At 35.3% G+C, this 15,136-nt stretch carries 15 protein-coding genes; 9 read left to right on the plus strand and 6 right to left on the minus strand.

The genetic code is table 11. From position 1 onward, the window contains the following. The first annotated feature begins 430 nt into the window (after positions 1-430). The 5 genes from ACIQ7T_RS23415 (at position 431) to qoxD (ending at position 5,887) form a co-directional block, all read left to right on the plus strand. Complete coding sequence (locus tag ACIQ7T_RS23415) at positions 431-1,273, plus strand: DUF2785 domain-containing protein (RefSeq protein WP_402873967.1); 843 nt, start codon at positions 431-433, stop codon at positions 1,271-1,273. Between the two features lie 834 nt (positions 1,274-2,107). Continuing rightward, a complete protein-coding gene (gene qoxA / locus ACIQ7T_RS23420) occupies positions 2,108-3,031 on the plus strand; it encodes a cytochrome aa3 quinol oxidase subunit II (protein ID WP_370075458.1) in 924 nt (307 codons plus the stop codon). 27 nt (positions 3,032-3,058) lie between these two features. Then, positions 3,059-5,002 carry a cytochrome aa3 quinol oxidase subunit I gene (qoxB, locus tag ACIQ7T_RS23425; protein ID WP_370075460.1) on the plus strand — a complete coding sequence of 648 codons (1,944 nt, stop codon included), beginning with the start codon at positions 3,059-3,061 and terminating at the stop codon, positions 5,000-5,002. A gap of 1 nt (position 5,003) precedes the next feature. Next, complete coding sequence (qoxC, locus tag ACIQ7T_RS23430) at positions 5,004-5,603, plus strand: cytochrome aa3 quinol oxidase subunit III (RefSeq protein ID WP_370075462.1); 600 nt, start codon at positions 5,004-5,006, stop codon at positions 5,601-5,603. Then, positions 5,603-5,887, plus strand: a complete 285-nt coding sequence (qoxD, locus tag ACIQ7T_RS23435) for a cytochrome aa3 quinol oxidase subunit IV (RefSeq protein WP_370041694.1) — start codon at positions 5,603-5,605, stop codon at positions 5,885-5,887. Before qoxC ends, qoxD begins: the two co-directional genes overlap by 1 nt. Positions 5,888-6,434: 547 nt before the next feature. On the opposite strand, the gene ACIQ7T_RS23440 is transcribed toward qoxD, so the two are convergent. Then, positions 6,435-6,629 (minus strand): hypothetical protein, encoded by a 195-nt coding sequence (locus ACIQ7T_RS23440; RefSeq protein ID WP_402873972.1) that lies wholly within the window; start codon positions 6,627-6,629, stop codon positions 6,435-6,437. A 263-nt stretch (positions 6,630-6,892) separates the two neighbouring features. Between ACIQ7T_RS23440 and ACIQ7T_RS23445 the strand changes: the two genes are divergently transcribed. Then, a complete protein-coding gene (locus ACIQ7T_RS23445) occupies positions 6,893-7,753 on the plus strand; it encodes a DUF6612 family protein (protein ID WP_402873974.1) in 861 nt (286 codons plus the stop codon). 467 nt (positions 7,754-8,220) lie between these two features. On the opposite strand, the gene tsaA is transcribed toward ACIQ7T_RS23445, so the two are convergent. Continuing rightward, positions 8,221-8,682, minus strand: coding sequence for a tRNA (N6-threonylcarbamoyladenosine(37)-N6)-methyltransferase TrmO (tsaA, locus tag ACIQ7T_RS23450; protein WP_402874082.1), 462 nt, complete (start codon positions 8,680-8,682; stop codon positions 8,221-8,223). A gap of 292 nt (positions 8,683-8,974) precedes the next feature. Here tsaA and ACIQ7T_RS23455 point away from each other — a divergent pair, with 292 nt between their 5' ends. Then, positions 8,975-9,979 carry a nucleoid-associated protein gene (locus ACIQ7T_RS23455; RefSeq protein ID WP_402873976.1) on the plus strand — a complete coding sequence of 335 codons (1,005 nt, stop codon included), beginning with the start codon at positions 8,975-8,977 and terminating at the stop codon, positions 9,977-9,979. A 775-nt stretch (positions 9,980-10,754) separates the two neighbouring features. On the opposite strand, the gene ACIQ7T_RS23460 is transcribed toward ACIQ7T_RS23455, so the two are convergent. From ACIQ7T_RS23460 to ACIQ7T_RS23470, 3 genes are all read right to left on the minus strand, one after another. After that, a complete protein-coding gene (locus tag ACIQ7T_RS23460) occupies positions 10,755-11,258 on the minus strand; it encodes a DinB family protein (RefSeq protein WP_370075468.1) in 504 nt (167 codons plus the stop codon). Between the two features lie 73 nt (positions 11,259-11,331). After that, positions 11,332-11,874 carry a TlpA family protein disulfide reductase gene (locus ACIQ7T_RS23465; protein ID WP_402873979.1) on the minus strand — a complete coding sequence of 181 codons (543 nt, stop codon included), beginning with the start codon at positions 11,872-11,874 and terminating at the stop codon, positions 11,332-11,334. Positions 11,875-11,923: 49 nt separating this feature from the next. Beyond that, positions 11,924-12,301, minus strand: a complete 378-nt coding sequence (locus ACIQ7T_RS23470; protein ID WP_370075472.1) for a hypothetical protein — start codon at positions 12,299-12,301, stop codon at positions 11,924-11,926. 354 nt (positions 12,302-12,655) lie between these two features. Between ACIQ7T_RS23470 and ACIQ7T_RS23475 the strand changes: the two genes are divergently transcribed. Continuing rightward, complete coding sequence (locus ACIQ7T_RS23475; RefSeq protein WP_370075473.1) at positions 12,656-13,135, plus strand: DUF6530 family protein; 480 nt, start codon at positions 12,656-12,658, stop codon at positions 13,133-13,135. 19 nt (positions 13,136-13,154) lie between these two features. Next, a complete protein-coding gene (locus tag ACIQ7T_RS23480) occupies positions 13,155-14,531 on the plus strand; it encodes an MATE family efflux transporter (RefSeq protein WP_370075475.1) in 1,377 nt (458 codons plus the stop codon). Positions 14,532-14,631: 100 nt separating this feature from the next. On the opposite strand, the gene ACIQ7T_RS23485 is transcribed toward ACIQ7T_RS23480, so the two are convergent. Continuing rightward, positions 14,632-14,970, minus strand: coding sequence for a hypothetical protein (locus ACIQ7T_RS23485; protein WP_402873983.1), 339 nt, complete (start codon positions 14,968-14,970; stop codon positions 14,632-14,634). Positions 14,971-15,136 lie beyond the last annotated feature (166 nt).

Here is a 15,136-nt window from a genome sequence, read left to right on the forward strand (position 1 = left end):
TTCGTTCCTCTATTGCTGATCCCCAAGGAGTCGCTCAGTCTCCACTCCAATCAACCAATTCACATAGCAAATACCTTCATGTCACTCTAATTAATAGTAAAAAAAGATATTAAACAAGAGTGGGAAGCTACAGCAACAATTACGCCAAGGCGAAAAACGCTCTTTAATAAATCTTTCCCTTTTTGTTGCTTGTCTATCATAACAACTTTCTCTTGATTCTGGAATTCCCATTGTGAATATACTCCTAGACAACTTCACAAATCAACAAATTTATCGTTGAAACGCTATAATAAAAATGCATAGCTCTAAAAGCATTTTTACTATATCTGCGCATTGTTATATAAGTAACTACAAAGACTAGTGATTATAAAGGAATACATTTAACAAAATGCTCTTATAGAGAATTAACTTAACTTCGGGGGAATTACATATGGATATCAAAAATACGTTACAATCATTTTCCACTATGACACACTCAGCACAACAAGAATTTATGTTGCAGAAAGGTGATTGGTTGTTACAAGAAATGTTAACGCACATTGGTTCACCAGATGCAGAATTACGAGACAAATTAATATATCGTACTTTTATTGAAATACTTAGCGATAATTTACTGAGCACCGAACAGTTACAATATTTATTTGATACTGTTATAGGCGACGATTTTTTATATTTAAAGTTAGGCGAAGAATTGACTGATAGTGTCTTTACACGTTCGTTTTCTGCTTTACTTGCAGCAAGTATTCTTGCAAAAGATGCTGAACTACTGGTTTTAAATGATGATCGTCTACAAATTTTCTTTCAAAAGATTGGCCGCTATTTATTATTGGAAAAAGATACACGAGGTCATGTTCATGATAAAGGCTGGGCGCATAGCATTGCACATGGCGCAGATTTAGCAGCAATGACGATCAAACACCCTAAATTCGATTTACAGCATGCGCCTTTCATCTTGCATGCATTGAAACTTGTTACATGGAAAGATACTGTCTTTGTCAACGATGAGGAAGAACGCTTAATTAATATAATTGAAGCGTTACTAGCTCGTAACTATTCCGAGGAAGCTTTAATAGAATTTGTCGAACAGGTATTTGATAAATTTGAAATGCATTTAGTGACGCAGGGCTATAACGAAGCCTTTTTTAGCGGACGTACATGCACATTAAATTTAATGAAAACATTGTACTTCGCCTTAAAGATGAATAACCTAGCCCCAAAACTTCAAAATACTATCTATGGACAAGTAGCAAAATGGCTAAAGCTTGGAGCTTAAAATTTATCTTCATTCACCTCGGCGTAATTGTGCTGAATAAAGATAAATCACTTTCTTTCTACTTAGAACATTTATTTTCGTCTTCATAACCAAAAATAGCAAACCAAGGATATCCTTAGTTTGCTATTTTTACTTTTTGGATAAAACATTCAAAATACACTATATGGAAGTCTATAATTATATTAACATAATTAATATTATACCCCTTTCCATTCATCCCTTACATTTAAAGTTTATCCTGATATATCCATAATCCCTCTTTTCATGTACTCATCTTTTTAAAAAACGCAACAAAAAAGCATTCAAAACCTTAACGTAACGGCGACTTTATTACAAAATGAAGTCTAAAATGTGAACTGATATTTTCACAAAAAAAACTATTTACATGGTTAAACACTAGAAACTCAGTGTTTTCAACGTTTCAACAGTGTTTATTTAATTAAATGCAAAAATACTAATATTGAAATAACGATTTTTGTTCAAAAAATGTTCATATTCATCCCCAGTTTACTATTAAAAATATAAAAAAATAATTTTTTTCTTTAAAACAGGGCGTATAATCCTATATGCAAACAATGACATTTGTGTCGATCGATTATGACACATTGTTTAAAAATCGATTACACAGATTAGTAACTTTGCGAACGCTTGCACTAGACCAGTCAAATACTAGATTCAATGTTTCATAATGAACCATGTCATTGTAAGTATTTCTGATAATTTGATTGGTACAACAATTAAAAGAGGTGACCGTATTACCCACTATTTATAATTTCGAATCTATATAAAACAAATGAAATTTATGAATAGCCGTTTTATAGAAAGGAGTCAAACATGAAGAAAAAGTTAAGTTTAATGTTTATTGCATTTGGTGCGCTTGCAGTTCTTTCTGGCTGTGAACCCCTAACAATCTTTGATCCAAAAGGGCCGAATGCCAAAACATTATCAGACACAATTATTTTATCCATTATCACAATGGCCTTTATATTACTAGTCGTGTACGTGCTTTTAGCATTTATGTTAACAAAATACCGTGCTTCAAAAACACCTGCCGATTATGAGCCTCCTCACGAAGAGGGTAGTCATCTACTTGAAATTACATGGACAGTTATCCCTATTATCATAGTGGCATTCTTAGCAATTGTTACTGTAAGAACAACAAGTACAGTAGAGGCAACACCAGAAGGTTATGACAATAAAGAGCCACTTGTTATTTACGCATCATCTTCTAACTGGAAATGGCATTTTAGCTATCCAGAGCAAGGTATTGAAACTGTAAACTATGTAAATATTCCAACTGATCGTCCAATTGAGTTCAAACTTTACTCATTCGGACCAATCACAAGTTTCTGGATTCCGCAATTAGCTGGTCAAAAATATGCGATGAGTGACATGTTAACAACTATTCACCTTGCCGCAGATGAGGTTGGTTCATTCATGGGCCGTAACTCTAACTTTAGCGGTCGCGGATTTGCTGAAATGGAATTTGAAGCGCAATCTATGACACAAGAAGACTTCGACAAATGGGCTTCTGATGTAAAAGCAAACGAAAAACCATTAACAAAAGAAAAATTTGATGAACTATTAAAAGCAGAACACGTTGGTCGTTCAAGCTATTCATCTACACACTTAGAATTTAGTCCAGCTCCAATGGAACACAGTGAACACATGAAAATGGGAGACATGGATCATAGTGATATGGACCATGGGGATCATTCTGATTCACAAGAAAATTCTGAAGCAACACATTCACATTAATTTTTAAACCCGAAAGGAGCGCATCCAATGAGTATGGAAGAAGTATTCCATCCTATGCAAGAACCGATGATTTTAGCGGCAGCTATTAGTATCGTAGTTGGAGCAGTGGTAATTGTAGCAGGCCTTACGTATTTCAAAAAATGGGGCTATTTCTACAAAAACTGGCTATCAACTGTTGACCATAAAAAAATCGGTATTATGTATATCGCTACAGCACTTTTGATGCTATTCCGCGGCGGTATCGATGCATTGTTAATGCGTGCACAAACGGCAGTTCCTGATAACGGACTTCTTGATGCACAACACTATAATGAGATTTTCACAACACACGGTTTATTAATGATTTTATTCATGGCTATGCCATTCGTAATTGGTTTAATGAACATTGTTATCCCACTGCAAATTGGTGCACGTGACGTTGCCTTCCCACGTCTAAATGCAGTCAGCTTCTGGTTATTTGCAGCTGGTTGTGGTTTATTAAACCTATCATTTATCATCGGTGGTTCACCTGATGCTGGTTGGACAGCTTACTTCCCACTATCTGGGACAGAATTTAGTCCAACTGTTGGGAACAACTACTATTCTTTAGCTTTACAATTATCAGGGATTGGTACGTTAATGACTGGTGTTAACTTCATCGCAACAATCATTAAAATGCGTGCACCTGGTATGACATTAATGAAAATGCCCATGTTCACTTGGTCAATTTTAATTACAAACGTTATTATCGTATTTGCATTCCCAGTATTAACTGTAGCACTTGCATTAATGATGTTAGACCGTCAATTCGGTACACAATTCTTTGCAATGCAAAATGGCGGTATGGATATGCTTTGGGCCAACCTATTCTGGGTTTGGGGACATCCTGAGGTTTATATCGTTATCCTACCTGCTTTCGGTATTTTCTCTGAAATCATTGCGACATTTGCACGTAAAAACTTATACGGCTATAAATCAATGGTTATGAGTATGGTCGTTATTTCGTTACTATCATTCTTAGTATGGGCCCACCACTTCTATACAATGGGTCACGGTGTAATGGTAAACAGCGTATTCTCTATTACAACAATGGCAATCGCTGTTCCGACAGGGGTTAAAATATTTAACTGGTTGCTCACAATGAGACACGGTAAAATTCAATTTACAACTCCTATGCTTTATGCTCTTGGCTTTATTCCTATCTTCACAATTGGTGGGGTTACAGGGGTAATGCTTGCAATGGCAAGTGCTGACTATCAATATCATAATACGATGTTCTTAGTTGCCCACTTCCACTATGTATTAATTCCAGGTACAGTATTTGGTGTACTTGCAGGTTACCACTACTGGTGGCCAAAAATGTTCGGTTTCCGTTTAAATGAAAAACTAGGTAAAACTGCTTTCTGGTTTATCGCAATTTGCTTTAACGTAACATTCTTCCCTCTATTCATTTTAGGTTTAGATGGTTACGCTCGTCGTATGTACACTTACTCTGAGTCTACTGGCTACGGTCCATTGAACATGCTATCGTTCATCGGTGGTCTTGGTCTTGCTGTCGGCTTTGCGTTAATCGTATATAACATTTATTACAGCTGGAAACATATGCCTCGTAATGAAAAAGCAGATGTTTGGGATGGCCGTACATTAGAATGGGCTACTCATTCTCCAGTACCAGAATATAACTTTGCAGTAGTTCCAACTGTTACACGTTTAGATGAATTCTGGTTCGCGAAAAAAGAAGGTCGCGATATTACAGCAGGTAAAATTGAAAAAATTCACATGCCTAACAACACTGGCACACCATTCTGGATGAGTGGATTCTTCTTCCTTGCAGCATTCTTCGCTGTATTTAATCTATGGATTCCTGCCATCATTAGTATGATTGGTGTATTCGGCTTTATGATTCACCGTTCATTTGAAAAAGATCATGGTCGATACATTTCAGTTGAAGAAGTTATGGCAACTGAGAAAAGCTTGAGAGGTGATAAATAATATGAAAATCGATTCTTCACTTCCATTAGAATATAGTACAGAAGAAAATCGCCTGAAAATTTTCGGTTTCTGGATTTTCCTTGGCGCCGAAATCGTATTATTCGCCACACTATTTACAGTGTATTTCACACTTCAAACACGTACTGGTAGTGGCCCAAATGGCGCTGAGATTTTCGAATTAACACCAGTATTATGGGAAACATTCTTATTATTAACAAGTAGTTTCACAATTGGTCTTGGTGTTCATGCAATGCGTATTGGCAATAAAAAAGCGATGATGGCATTTTTCATCATCACACTTCTATTAGGTCTTGGCTTCTTAGGCATTGAGATTGATGAATTTATCACATATGTTGATGAAGGTGCAACAATTACAACAAGTGCATTCTTATCGGCATTAATGACTTTACTTGGTACGCACGGTGCCCACGTAACATTCGGTTTCTTCTGGGGCGTTGCAATTTTAATCCAAGTAGCTAGCCGTGGTTTAAACCCACAAACGGCTAACAAAGCGTTTATCTTCTCACTGTACTGGCACTTCCTAGACGTTGTTTGGATTTTCATCTTCAGCTTCGTCTACTTGAAAGGACTGATTAGCTGATGAAGGAATTATTCCCAAAACAACATGTGATGGGCTTCGGCTTCTCACTATTACTAACAGTTGTAGCTTTATCTGTCGTAAAATTTGATATGTCATTTAACATGGCATTTGGTGTTTTACTAGTGACTGCTCTTGCACAAGCAACTGTACAATTAGTATTATTCATGCACATCGGTGAATCTGAAGATAAGAAAACGTTATATACAACGATTTTATATTCAGTATTCGTAGGTGTTGTTACAATCCTAGGTACATTATTCGCAATGATCTGGGGCTATAATTGATAAACAGAGCCGAGAAAATGAAATCATTTTCTCGGCTTTTTCTTTTTGTAAATATATTTATTTCAATATCGAAAGTAGACTCAACCCGAAATCGAAATCGTACAACACTCCCCCTACTCTTCTTATGTACAAACATAGCAATAACTGATCTTTTTAAAATTTATATAGACAATCAACAGTACGCTTTTCGAGCCTCCTATAAATAGCTACTAACTGTAATACCCCCAAGCTACAATGCAAATTCATTAGAATACGCTACAAAAAAATAATCTACTAGTGATAGTCCTTGTCTTAACACCATTGGCTCATTACCAAAACTTATGGATGACATTTGTTAATGCCATTTATCTTCATTCAGTAGAAGAATCCTACCTCTGAAGGTGGGGAGACGAATGCGGATGTGGTTCCTTTTCAGTGGGTGTCCAAACACCTACTGAAAAAGAGGAACTCAGTCTAAGAACGCCACGTCCTGTGGCAATTTATCTGTGCGAAAGCGAAGCGACATCTACAAATGTTTTATGTAGCGAAAGCAAAGCGACAGCTACAATTACGCCAAGTCAAAATTGATATTAGTTGATTGGAGTGGAGACTGGGCGACTCCTTGGGGATTAGCGATAGAAGAACGAAGGCTAAGAGCATCACGTCCTGTGATAACGCCTTCGTGACCAACATCCTGTTGGCCCGAGACCCCTGCAGTGAAGCGAAGCGGCTCATCGGATGCCCCAGTCGGAACGGAAATCAACCCCACGTTATGGTGATGAGCCACACCATTGCGATATTTTACAATAACTAACAACAGATTTATTGATCATCGATTAATATTCATGAACCAATTTCCTTGCGACTCCCCACGAGTAAGAAGGCTTATAAATTTTGACATACATTGGGTATTTAGTATTATTTTGAAATCGAATTGGTACTGTTTTTTTAAATAATGAAACTTTTACTTTTATACTAATGTATACTAGTAGTTGATGTTTTTACCAAGAATAGGAGATGAAAGTAATGAACAAATTTTTTAAAGTTTTAAGTGTTGGAGCACTAGCACTGACACTAGCAGCTTGTAACAGTAGCGCTACCCCAACGAAAGACACAACTAATAAAAGTAAACTCACTTTAGAGCAAGTGTATGAAAAAGCAGTAGAGCGCCAAGCTGACATTAAAAGCTCAAGTGCAAAAATGGAGATGACTCAAGAATCCAAAGTTGGATCAGGTGAACAATCTATGGAGTTTACCATCGATTCAAAAATGGATATGGATGTAGTTATCGATCCAATTGCTATGCACTTATCAGGTTCAATGACAATGCCAGATATGGCTGATGAAGGCCAAGAAAATACGGAAATGCCAATTGATATGTACATGAAGAAAGACCAAGGCTTTTTCATGAAGAATGAAGATACAAATTCTTGGTACAAATTGCCGGATGAGCAATTTGATTCAATGATGGAACAAACTGCATCATCTGCGGATGCTAAGGCACAATTAGAACAGCTTAAAAACTTTATCAAAGATTTCAAATTCGAACAAACAGATGATGCATATGTCTTAACTTTAGACGCTAAGGGCGATAAATTTAAAGAACTTATCGATTCTGAAATTAACAAATCAATGAAAGATATGGGTCTTGAAGAAAATCCACTTGATAAATTAACAATCGATAAAATACACTACATTCTACAAATCGATAAAAAGACTTTCGATACAACTAAATTGGATATGAATTTCGATTTAAAAATGAAAGTTGAAGATCAAGAACTATCAATGAAAACTAAATCAGTTGTGACGTACACTGATTTCAATCACTTAAAAACAATCGACATCCCACAAGAAATTATCGATAAGGCACAAACTATTGCACAATAATCAATATAAAAAGGGATCTGCATACTTTAATGTACGCAGATTCCTTTTACTTTTAGTACCACCTCAAGCGGACTTTTATAGTATATCAATTATGCCTAGGCATAATTGCATCCAGAATCGGCTTTGTACTTAGGCCTGCAGATGTTTTTTGCGCGTCAGCGGCCCCGACGCAGGTCAGTTAGCCTTTATCGCATGGATGCGATGATTTTAGGCTAACATCCTTTAAGAACCCCTCCCCGATTCCGTGACATCCGCTAGAGGCTTTAGGCAAACTCGATGTTGGTCACTCAGGCGTTTTCACAGGATGTGACGTTCTTATCCTGGTTTCCTCTCCTCTATTTCAGCGGATGTTTGGACACCCATTGAAAAGTGTTTGAAACCTCATTCATCTCCCCCTATAGAGGTGGGAGAATTCAGCTGAAAGAAGTTAAAATTAAAAAGATTGCCCAGTCTTTCATGTACATATACTAGTCCCAATAATTTTTCATTAAATCATTTGCCCAACGTGGCTGTTTTATTTCACCTTTTGGTAGAAATTCTTTCATTACAGGTTTTATATCAATGATTGGTGTTCCATCAATAGCATCTAAGCCTTTAACGATTAATGTCCTACCCTTTAATTCTAGTAATTCTACACCCGTTACACCTATTTTATTCGGTCTATTTTTACCTCTCTGTGCAAAAATACCGACTTCCGGATAGTCCTTATTATTTCTTGGATGTCTCGCTTCATATTGGATCTTTTCATCTGCAACTTTGTCAAAATAAAAAATTATTTCTAAATGGGAAAAATCATCAATCCCCTTTAAAGACGATTCATGCATATCTTTCGTTAACTCAATAATAGAAATGACGTCACCCCAATTGTCATCTTCAATCATTTTTCGACTATTGCTCACTACAGCTATAGGTTTAATGTTATAGAGCATATCAAGACCTCTTCTCTTCGTTGATTTCTTCATGGTATTTCCGTTTAACTCCAATATACTTCAGCTACTACCGATGTCAATTTAAGGTAATGAATTTACAATTTCAAAGGAGTTTCACCATTAATAGAGAACCGATAGTCTCCCTTATAGCAAATGTGGCAATAAATCTCTTTAATGCATGTATTCACTGTTCTTTTTTATTTTATTATTCGTAAAAATAAAATACATGAAAATGTAGCGAGGGTTATGATATGGTATATTATCTACAATGAAATTTTAGAAGGTGGAAAACATGCTTGAAGTAAGTGAAAGTAAGTTATCACAATATATATTACATTTTATTGACGATACACTCGTGTTAGGTGAGGAATCATTATCACAACCAGAGGTCATGCTAGAGGCAGCTTTTACACAGCTAGCGTTTAGCAAAATCGATTTAGAGCAACAATTCGAATTTTTTCATGAAACAGACATTGCGTTAAACGAGGTTTACACATATGTGAGGGCTATATTTGATCAGGAGACTAGTTTCTTAGAACAATCAATCAACATTGCTAAACACTTACATAGTGTATCTCAACATCCTAACATTAAAAGTGGCGAATTGTTTATTGGATTATTTGACAATTGTTTTCTAGCTACAGAAGCTAAAAAAATAATCGCCATCGTTAAAATTGATGAAAAGGAAATGTTTTTAGATGTAAAAAACGACCACAACAAAATGGTCGTCAATGGCATTGATGGAATTAATGTAAAGAAAATTAATAACATGGCCATTATCGTAGATATGGGAACAGATGAGACACCTGCTGTCTTTATGAAAACGAAAAGGAAAGAAGATATTGTCTACTGGCAAGAACGATTTTTAAAGATTAAAGCAGCTGATGAACATTATTACAAAACGGATTTAGCGTTAACAGAATGCAAAAAATATATTTTAAAAGAAGAGAGCTTTACAAATACTGAGAAACTGGGGCTTTTAAATAAAACACTTGATTACTTTAGAAATGAAGATGAATTTCAAGTAAATAATTATATTGAAAGAGTATTTGATAATGCTGAACCAACACAAAAAGATATTATTATTAATTCAGTAAAACCATATGAAACCGTAATTTCTGAGAGTGCGCTTGAAAAGGCTGAAAAAAAATATAAACGTAAAATTAAACTCGATTCCAATATTGAAATCCAGGTGAATGTACAGGATATCGAGCAAGTGGATGAACTAATTGAAGTGGGCTACGATGAATCTACAAATCGAAAATTCTACAAAATTTATTTCCAAGAAGAACTATAATTAAATTTTAAGAGACTTTCCAAGTTTACCAGGGAAGTCTCTTTTTTTGCTCCTCACCATAGCGTGTGGTTGATTTTCTTTCCGACTGGGTGATTTTCGTACAGAAAACATCCGCTTCGCTGCAGGGTCTCGGGCCAACAGGATGTTGGTCACGAAGGCGTTATCGCAGGACGTGATGCTCTTAGCCTTCGTTCCTCTATCGCTAATCCCCAAAGAGTAGCCCCGTCTCCACTCCAATCAACTTATATCAATTGCCGCTGTCGCTTCATAGGTAATTATAATGATTACAAATTATTTTATATAATAGGAGGGTCTTTTTAATATGTCCTATATAAACGAATTACTGAATTATATTGATAGTGCTTCAATCGAGATTTTACTCGAACTCTTTTTGGTAACGACCTGTATTTCAACCATAATTTATTTAGCAACTAAAAACCAATACATTTCGTACTTATCGTCTGCGCCAATATTTTATTTTCTTTCAATAAGTTTCAGCAACAATTCACACTTCATTCTGCTCGTCTTAGCAATGACAGTTCAAGCCTCTGTTATTTTATTTATCCAGAAGAAGAATTTACTAAAGGTAATAACAATGAAAGACAAAGCTCACGACAGTATTTAACATGATAAAATAAAGGACTTGTTTTTACGATTTATCAACAAGTCCTTTTACTCTTTTATACTATCAATTTAATATCCTCTAACACTGCTTTTAATGCATCTTTATTTCCATGAATATCTGATAGTACTGCTATTTTCACCTTAATTAGTTCTACATTTCTGGAGCTTCCATACCGAAATTTGTCCATTCTTCTTTAGCTGGACCATAAATGCCTGGGACAGTTAATCCCGCCTGTCGCATAAGAACCGTCATTTGTCCACGATGGTGATTCTGATGTTGAATCAAAAACATTAACAGTGTACCAATTCGCATTTCTTGACCGAAAAAATTGATGTGCTCGTGAAGGGTTTGATCAGTCCAATTGGTTTTTACAGCTTGCACAAACGCATTATTGACTTGAGAATAGCTATCTGCAATAAATTGTGCTGAAGTAGGAACAGGATAATCTTTGGTTGGACCTTCAAATGCTAAATTTGAATTTGAATTAATGATGCGAATTGCAGCAACAGTATGCCAAGCAATACGTCCTAAAGTCCAATTTTCAGACGTTATTTCCTGTTTAAGTGATTCATCAGTTAGATTATTCAATAACCTCTGTGTACAATTTGCCTCGAACTCCCAAGACTTAAAAAAATCATTTAAACTCTGATACATAATAATCCCCTCTCTTTTCTTAAAAGTGACGACAACAGAAAAGTGCTCTCATCGTAAAGGAAATGTTTATAGATTAGTAGAGGTTTTCAATATATTTATTTAATTCTTTTTGATTAATCGATCCTTTTATCGTGGACATTAATTTACCTTTAGAATCAAATATAAAAGTTGTTGGATAAGCAAATATTTCAAATGATTTTTGAAGTGTACCATCTAAATCAAGAAATATAGGAAAATTCAAATTGTATGACTCTTGAAATTTCATGGCATTTTCAATACTATCTTTAGAAGTTGCATTGATCGCTAACAGCTCAACATTTTCAGGTTTATTTTTATAAAAATCCCTTAATTCAGAAGCTTCTTCTTGGCATGGTCCACACCAAGATGCCCAGAAGTTAACGATTAGGACCTTTCCATTGTATTCTTTAAATGTTGTTGATGATTCGTCTAATCGTGTTAACTTTGCATCAAAAACAAGCTGTTTTGTCCCATCTTCATTTTCTGCTATCGGATTGACTGTTGCTTCTTTTATGAATACATTTTTGAAAACAATCCCTACAAGTAATACGACTATCAAAGCTGAGAAATATAAACCTAAACGCTTTTTAATTTGCATAAATAATCACCTAAATTGCCCCTTTTAAATATCGTTTTTTTTAATGTACCTAGATTGAATTTTGATAAGCTAATATTAAATTTTCTTTGGCTTTCTGACCTGCTAATCCAGTTTTTAATAATTCATCTGATGTTTGATGATCTAAAGTTTTTGTGAATTGGTTTAATAGGTTATCTTTCAGCACATCGGGCATCTCCCCTGTGCTTTGATCTGTATCATGCCCCTTTGGTAATTTAGTTTCTTTAATCATTACTCTTTCCCCATCTAATTTAGTTACATAATGACGAATATAACCACCTTCTCTTTTAATTTCATATTTTGCTTTTGCCAGCTTATTTTTATCTAAAAATAAATCTGGAGATAGTCTATTAATCTCACTTTTTCTAATCGTATGTATGTAATTATTATTTGTAGATTGGATCCTCATTTTAGTGTCCTCTTTCATTCGTTTTTTCGATATTCAAAGTATAATACTTAATTAATTGCCCATTATGTAAATCAATTACCATTTTAACCAATTTAATTAATTCGGTCTACTCTCTATAAATCGTAATAGCTATCCCCTGCAAAAAATTCTTTCGAACAAATCAGTAGTAATTCTCATATTAATATTGCGAAGATTATCTTGATGTTCCCTTTATAACTGGTTTAATCACGAAATCCATTAGATGAAAAATTTTCCACATAAAGATTGACCTCCGAATTTGTCCAATGTTATATTTACTAATGCAGTAATTTACTAAATTACTAAAAATTAAATTAACAAAGGGAGATGTAATTGTTGAAAATACCTACACATTTAAAGCATAAACCTGTTATTGTTGCTGAAAATTACGCCAATATAGATGGGCGCACTGCTTATCATACAGATGCACAGGGGCTCTCACTTGGTTTAGCTCAATGGAATGACAGAGGCAAGGTTGATATTTCTGCTAAAGTGTGGCGTCATACAGGTGGTAAATGGTCACGTCAATCGGAGGAATTACCACTTCATCGCGTGCTTGACCTCGCTATATTAGTATGTGAATCTCAGCTTCATTTTAAGGAAGCTTATCGCTACGATCATTTATATGATGAAGAAAATCCTGTTATTAAACGTGTTGGCTTACAAGGGGATGCAATGACAGTAGAAGTATGTACAGAAAATGAACAAATTAAAGAAGATATTAAGCTCTTTAGTCAAGCTTTAAGTGCGGATGGTGAACTAATTGGCGAACGCCTGCGCACGCTATCACATATTTTAAAGGAAATGGGTTATTAAAACCCAAGAGGGGATAAAAATGAACCAACAAATTTTACATGATGATAAGAAACTGCAAAAAGCTTTTTTTAACTTTTTAATCCCGATTATGCTAGCGAATGTGCTGCAGTCACTAGGGCAAGTCTTTGGCATGTTTATCGTTGGGCGCAATTTAGGTGTTGATGCGCTAGCGGCAATTTCAGCATTCTTTCCATTCTTCTTCTTTTTAATGGCATTTGCTATTGGGATTGGCTCAGGTAGCTCGATTTTAGTAGGGCAAACTTATGGGGCTGGCAATCATGAGAAGATGAAGGAGGTTGTAGGGGTAACTTTAGCCTTTACAACGATTTTATCGATTGTCGTCGCGATTTTTGGTGGCTTTTTCATTGAGTGGATTTTACGCTTTATGCAAACACCTGCAAATATTTTAGATATGAGTATTAGCTATGCTCAAATCTTATTTTTCACACTACCGATTATGTTCTGGTATATGGTGTACACAACTTTTATGCGTGGTGTAGGTGATTCTAAAACACCCTTTTTATTTTTAGTCATAAGTGTTATTTTAAATATCGCATTCCTACCACCATTAGTTTTCGGCTGGCTTGGTCTGCCTAAGTTTGGCTTAAACGGTGCTGCTTATGCTTCTGTTTTATCGAATTTGGTGACGATGATATTGTTATTTGCCTACTTGCATAAAACAAAGCATATTTTACGCTTAGACAAATCGATTTTACAGCATTTTAAATTAAAGAAGGATATTTTAGCTTCATTATTAAAATTAGCCATTCCAGCAAGCATTAGTATGGTTGCGATCTCTGTAGCAGAAATTGCTGTAATAGGCTTCGTTAATGTTTACGGCTCCGATGCTACTGCCGCTTACGGTGTTGTCAATCAGGTCGCTAGCTATGCACAGGTGCCCGCGATGAGTATTGCTATTGCGACATCTGTATTTGTGGCGCAGGCTTTAGGGGCAAACTCTACGGATATGATTAAAAAAATTCGTCAATTTGGTGTGCTCGTTAACTATATTTTAGGTGGCGCGATTATTTTAATAATGTATTTATTTGCGGAGCCTATTTTATCTTTCTTTATTGATAAACAGGATACGGTACTTATCGCCAAGGATTATTTATATATCGCGTTTTGGAGTTATTTAATTTTTGGCCATACACAAACCGTTTCAGCTACAATGCGAGCTACAGGTGTTGTCTTGTGGCCTACAATTTTCCTAGTCATCGCAATTTGGGTAGTCGAGGTACCATTGGCGTTTATTTTATCGCACTACACGTCATTCGAACTAAATGGCGTTTGGATCGCTTACCCTACTACCTTCTGTGTGCATTTTGTATTACAATACGCATACTTCAAGCTAGGATGGCAAAAACGAACATTAAAAGCAATGCTCAGCGATTGATTTTTATGTTCGAGTCTGTAGACAAAGTTATATGTAACTTTGTCTACAGCAATTTTATATAGGTATTTGGGGTAAATAGAATTTGTTGATTTCCCATTATTTAAGCTTGATTAGGTGGAATTATTCCCCAAACAAGTAGGAGAAAGAATACTAACCCAATTAAAAAGAATATTAGTGAAGTAATAAATATCGGACCTATTTGATAAGTGAACTGTTCTCTTTTCTGAATTATGCCTGTTTGCCCACTAACTTGAGATGCAAATAATCTAGACATAGCTCCCCCACTACTTGAAAAGTAAAAAGTACCCCCAGCAAAAACTATACCAGTGAAAAACATTACCTCGATAAATCTTACGGAGAAAAATGAAGCAATAAAATACGTAATTAAAACTTCCACAATAAATGCTATTATCATAATTATCAAATTTTTCCTACTCATATAAATCCCCCTACTCTTCAAAGTTTATGCTTCTTACTCTGTATACGATTTAAATTGTATTAAGTTCTAATTTTACACTTATTAACCAATCCGTTTTTTCTTTACAACACTTCTTTTTTCGCATAAAAAAAAGGCATCCTAATGAAAGGATGCCTTTTCTATGGTT

It is taken from the genome of Lysinibacillus sp. NPDC096212 (assembly GCF_044763105.1).
Classification (GTDB): domain Bacteria; phylum Bacillota; class Bacilli; order Bacillales_A; family Planococcaceae; genus Lysinibacillus.

Coding starts and splice junctions, on each gene's coding strand:
- ACIQ7T_RS23415 (WP_402873967.1), top strand. CDS start 431: ATGGATATCAAAAATACGTTACAATCATTTTCCACTATGACACACTCA.
- qoxA (WP_370075458.1), top strand. CDS start 2,108: ATGAAGAAAAAGTTAAGTTTAATGTTTATTGCATTTGGTGCGCTTGCA.
- qoxB (WP_370075460.1), top strand. CDS start 3,059: ATGAGTATGGAAGAAGTATTCCATCCTATGCAAGAACCGATGATTTTA.
- qoxC (WP_370075462.1), top strand. CDS start 5,004: ATGAAAATCGATTCTTCACTTCCATTAGAATATAGTACAGAAGAAAAT.
- qoxD (WP_370041694.1), top strand. CDS start 5,603: ATGAAGGAATTATTCCCAAAACAACATGTGATGGGCTTCGGCTTCTCA.
- ACIQ7T_RS23445 (WP_402873974.1), top strand. CDS start 6,893: ATGAACAAATTTTTTAAAGTTTTAAGTGTTGGAGCACTAGCACTGACA.
- tsaA (WP_402874082.1), bottom strand. CDS start 8,682: ATGCTCTATAACATTAAACCTATAGCTGTAGTGAGCAATAGTCGAAAA.
- ACIQ7T_RS23455 (WP_402873976.1), top strand. CDS start 8,975: ATGCTTGAAGTAAGTGAAAGTAAGTTATCACAATATATATTACATTTT.
- ACIQ7T_RS23460 (WP_370075468.1), bottom strand. CDS start 11,258: ATGTATCAGAGTTTAAATGATTTTTTTAAGTCTTGGGAGTTCGAGGCA.
- ACIQ7T_RS23465 (WP_402873979.1), bottom strand. CDS start 11,874: ATGCAAATTAAAAAGCGTTTAGGTTTATATTTCTCAGCTTTGATAGTC.
- ACIQ7T_RS23470 (WP_370075472.1), bottom strand. CDS start 12,301: ATGAGGATCCAATCTACAAATAATAATTACATACATACGATTAGAAAA.
- ACIQ7T_RS23480 (WP_370075475.1), top strand. CDS start 13,155: ATGAACCAACAAATTTTACATGATGATAAGAAACTGCAAAAAGCTTTT.
- ACIQ7T_RS23485 (WP_402873983.1), bottom strand. CDS start 14,970: ATGAGTAGGAAAAATTTGATAATTATGATAATAGCATTTATTGTGGAA.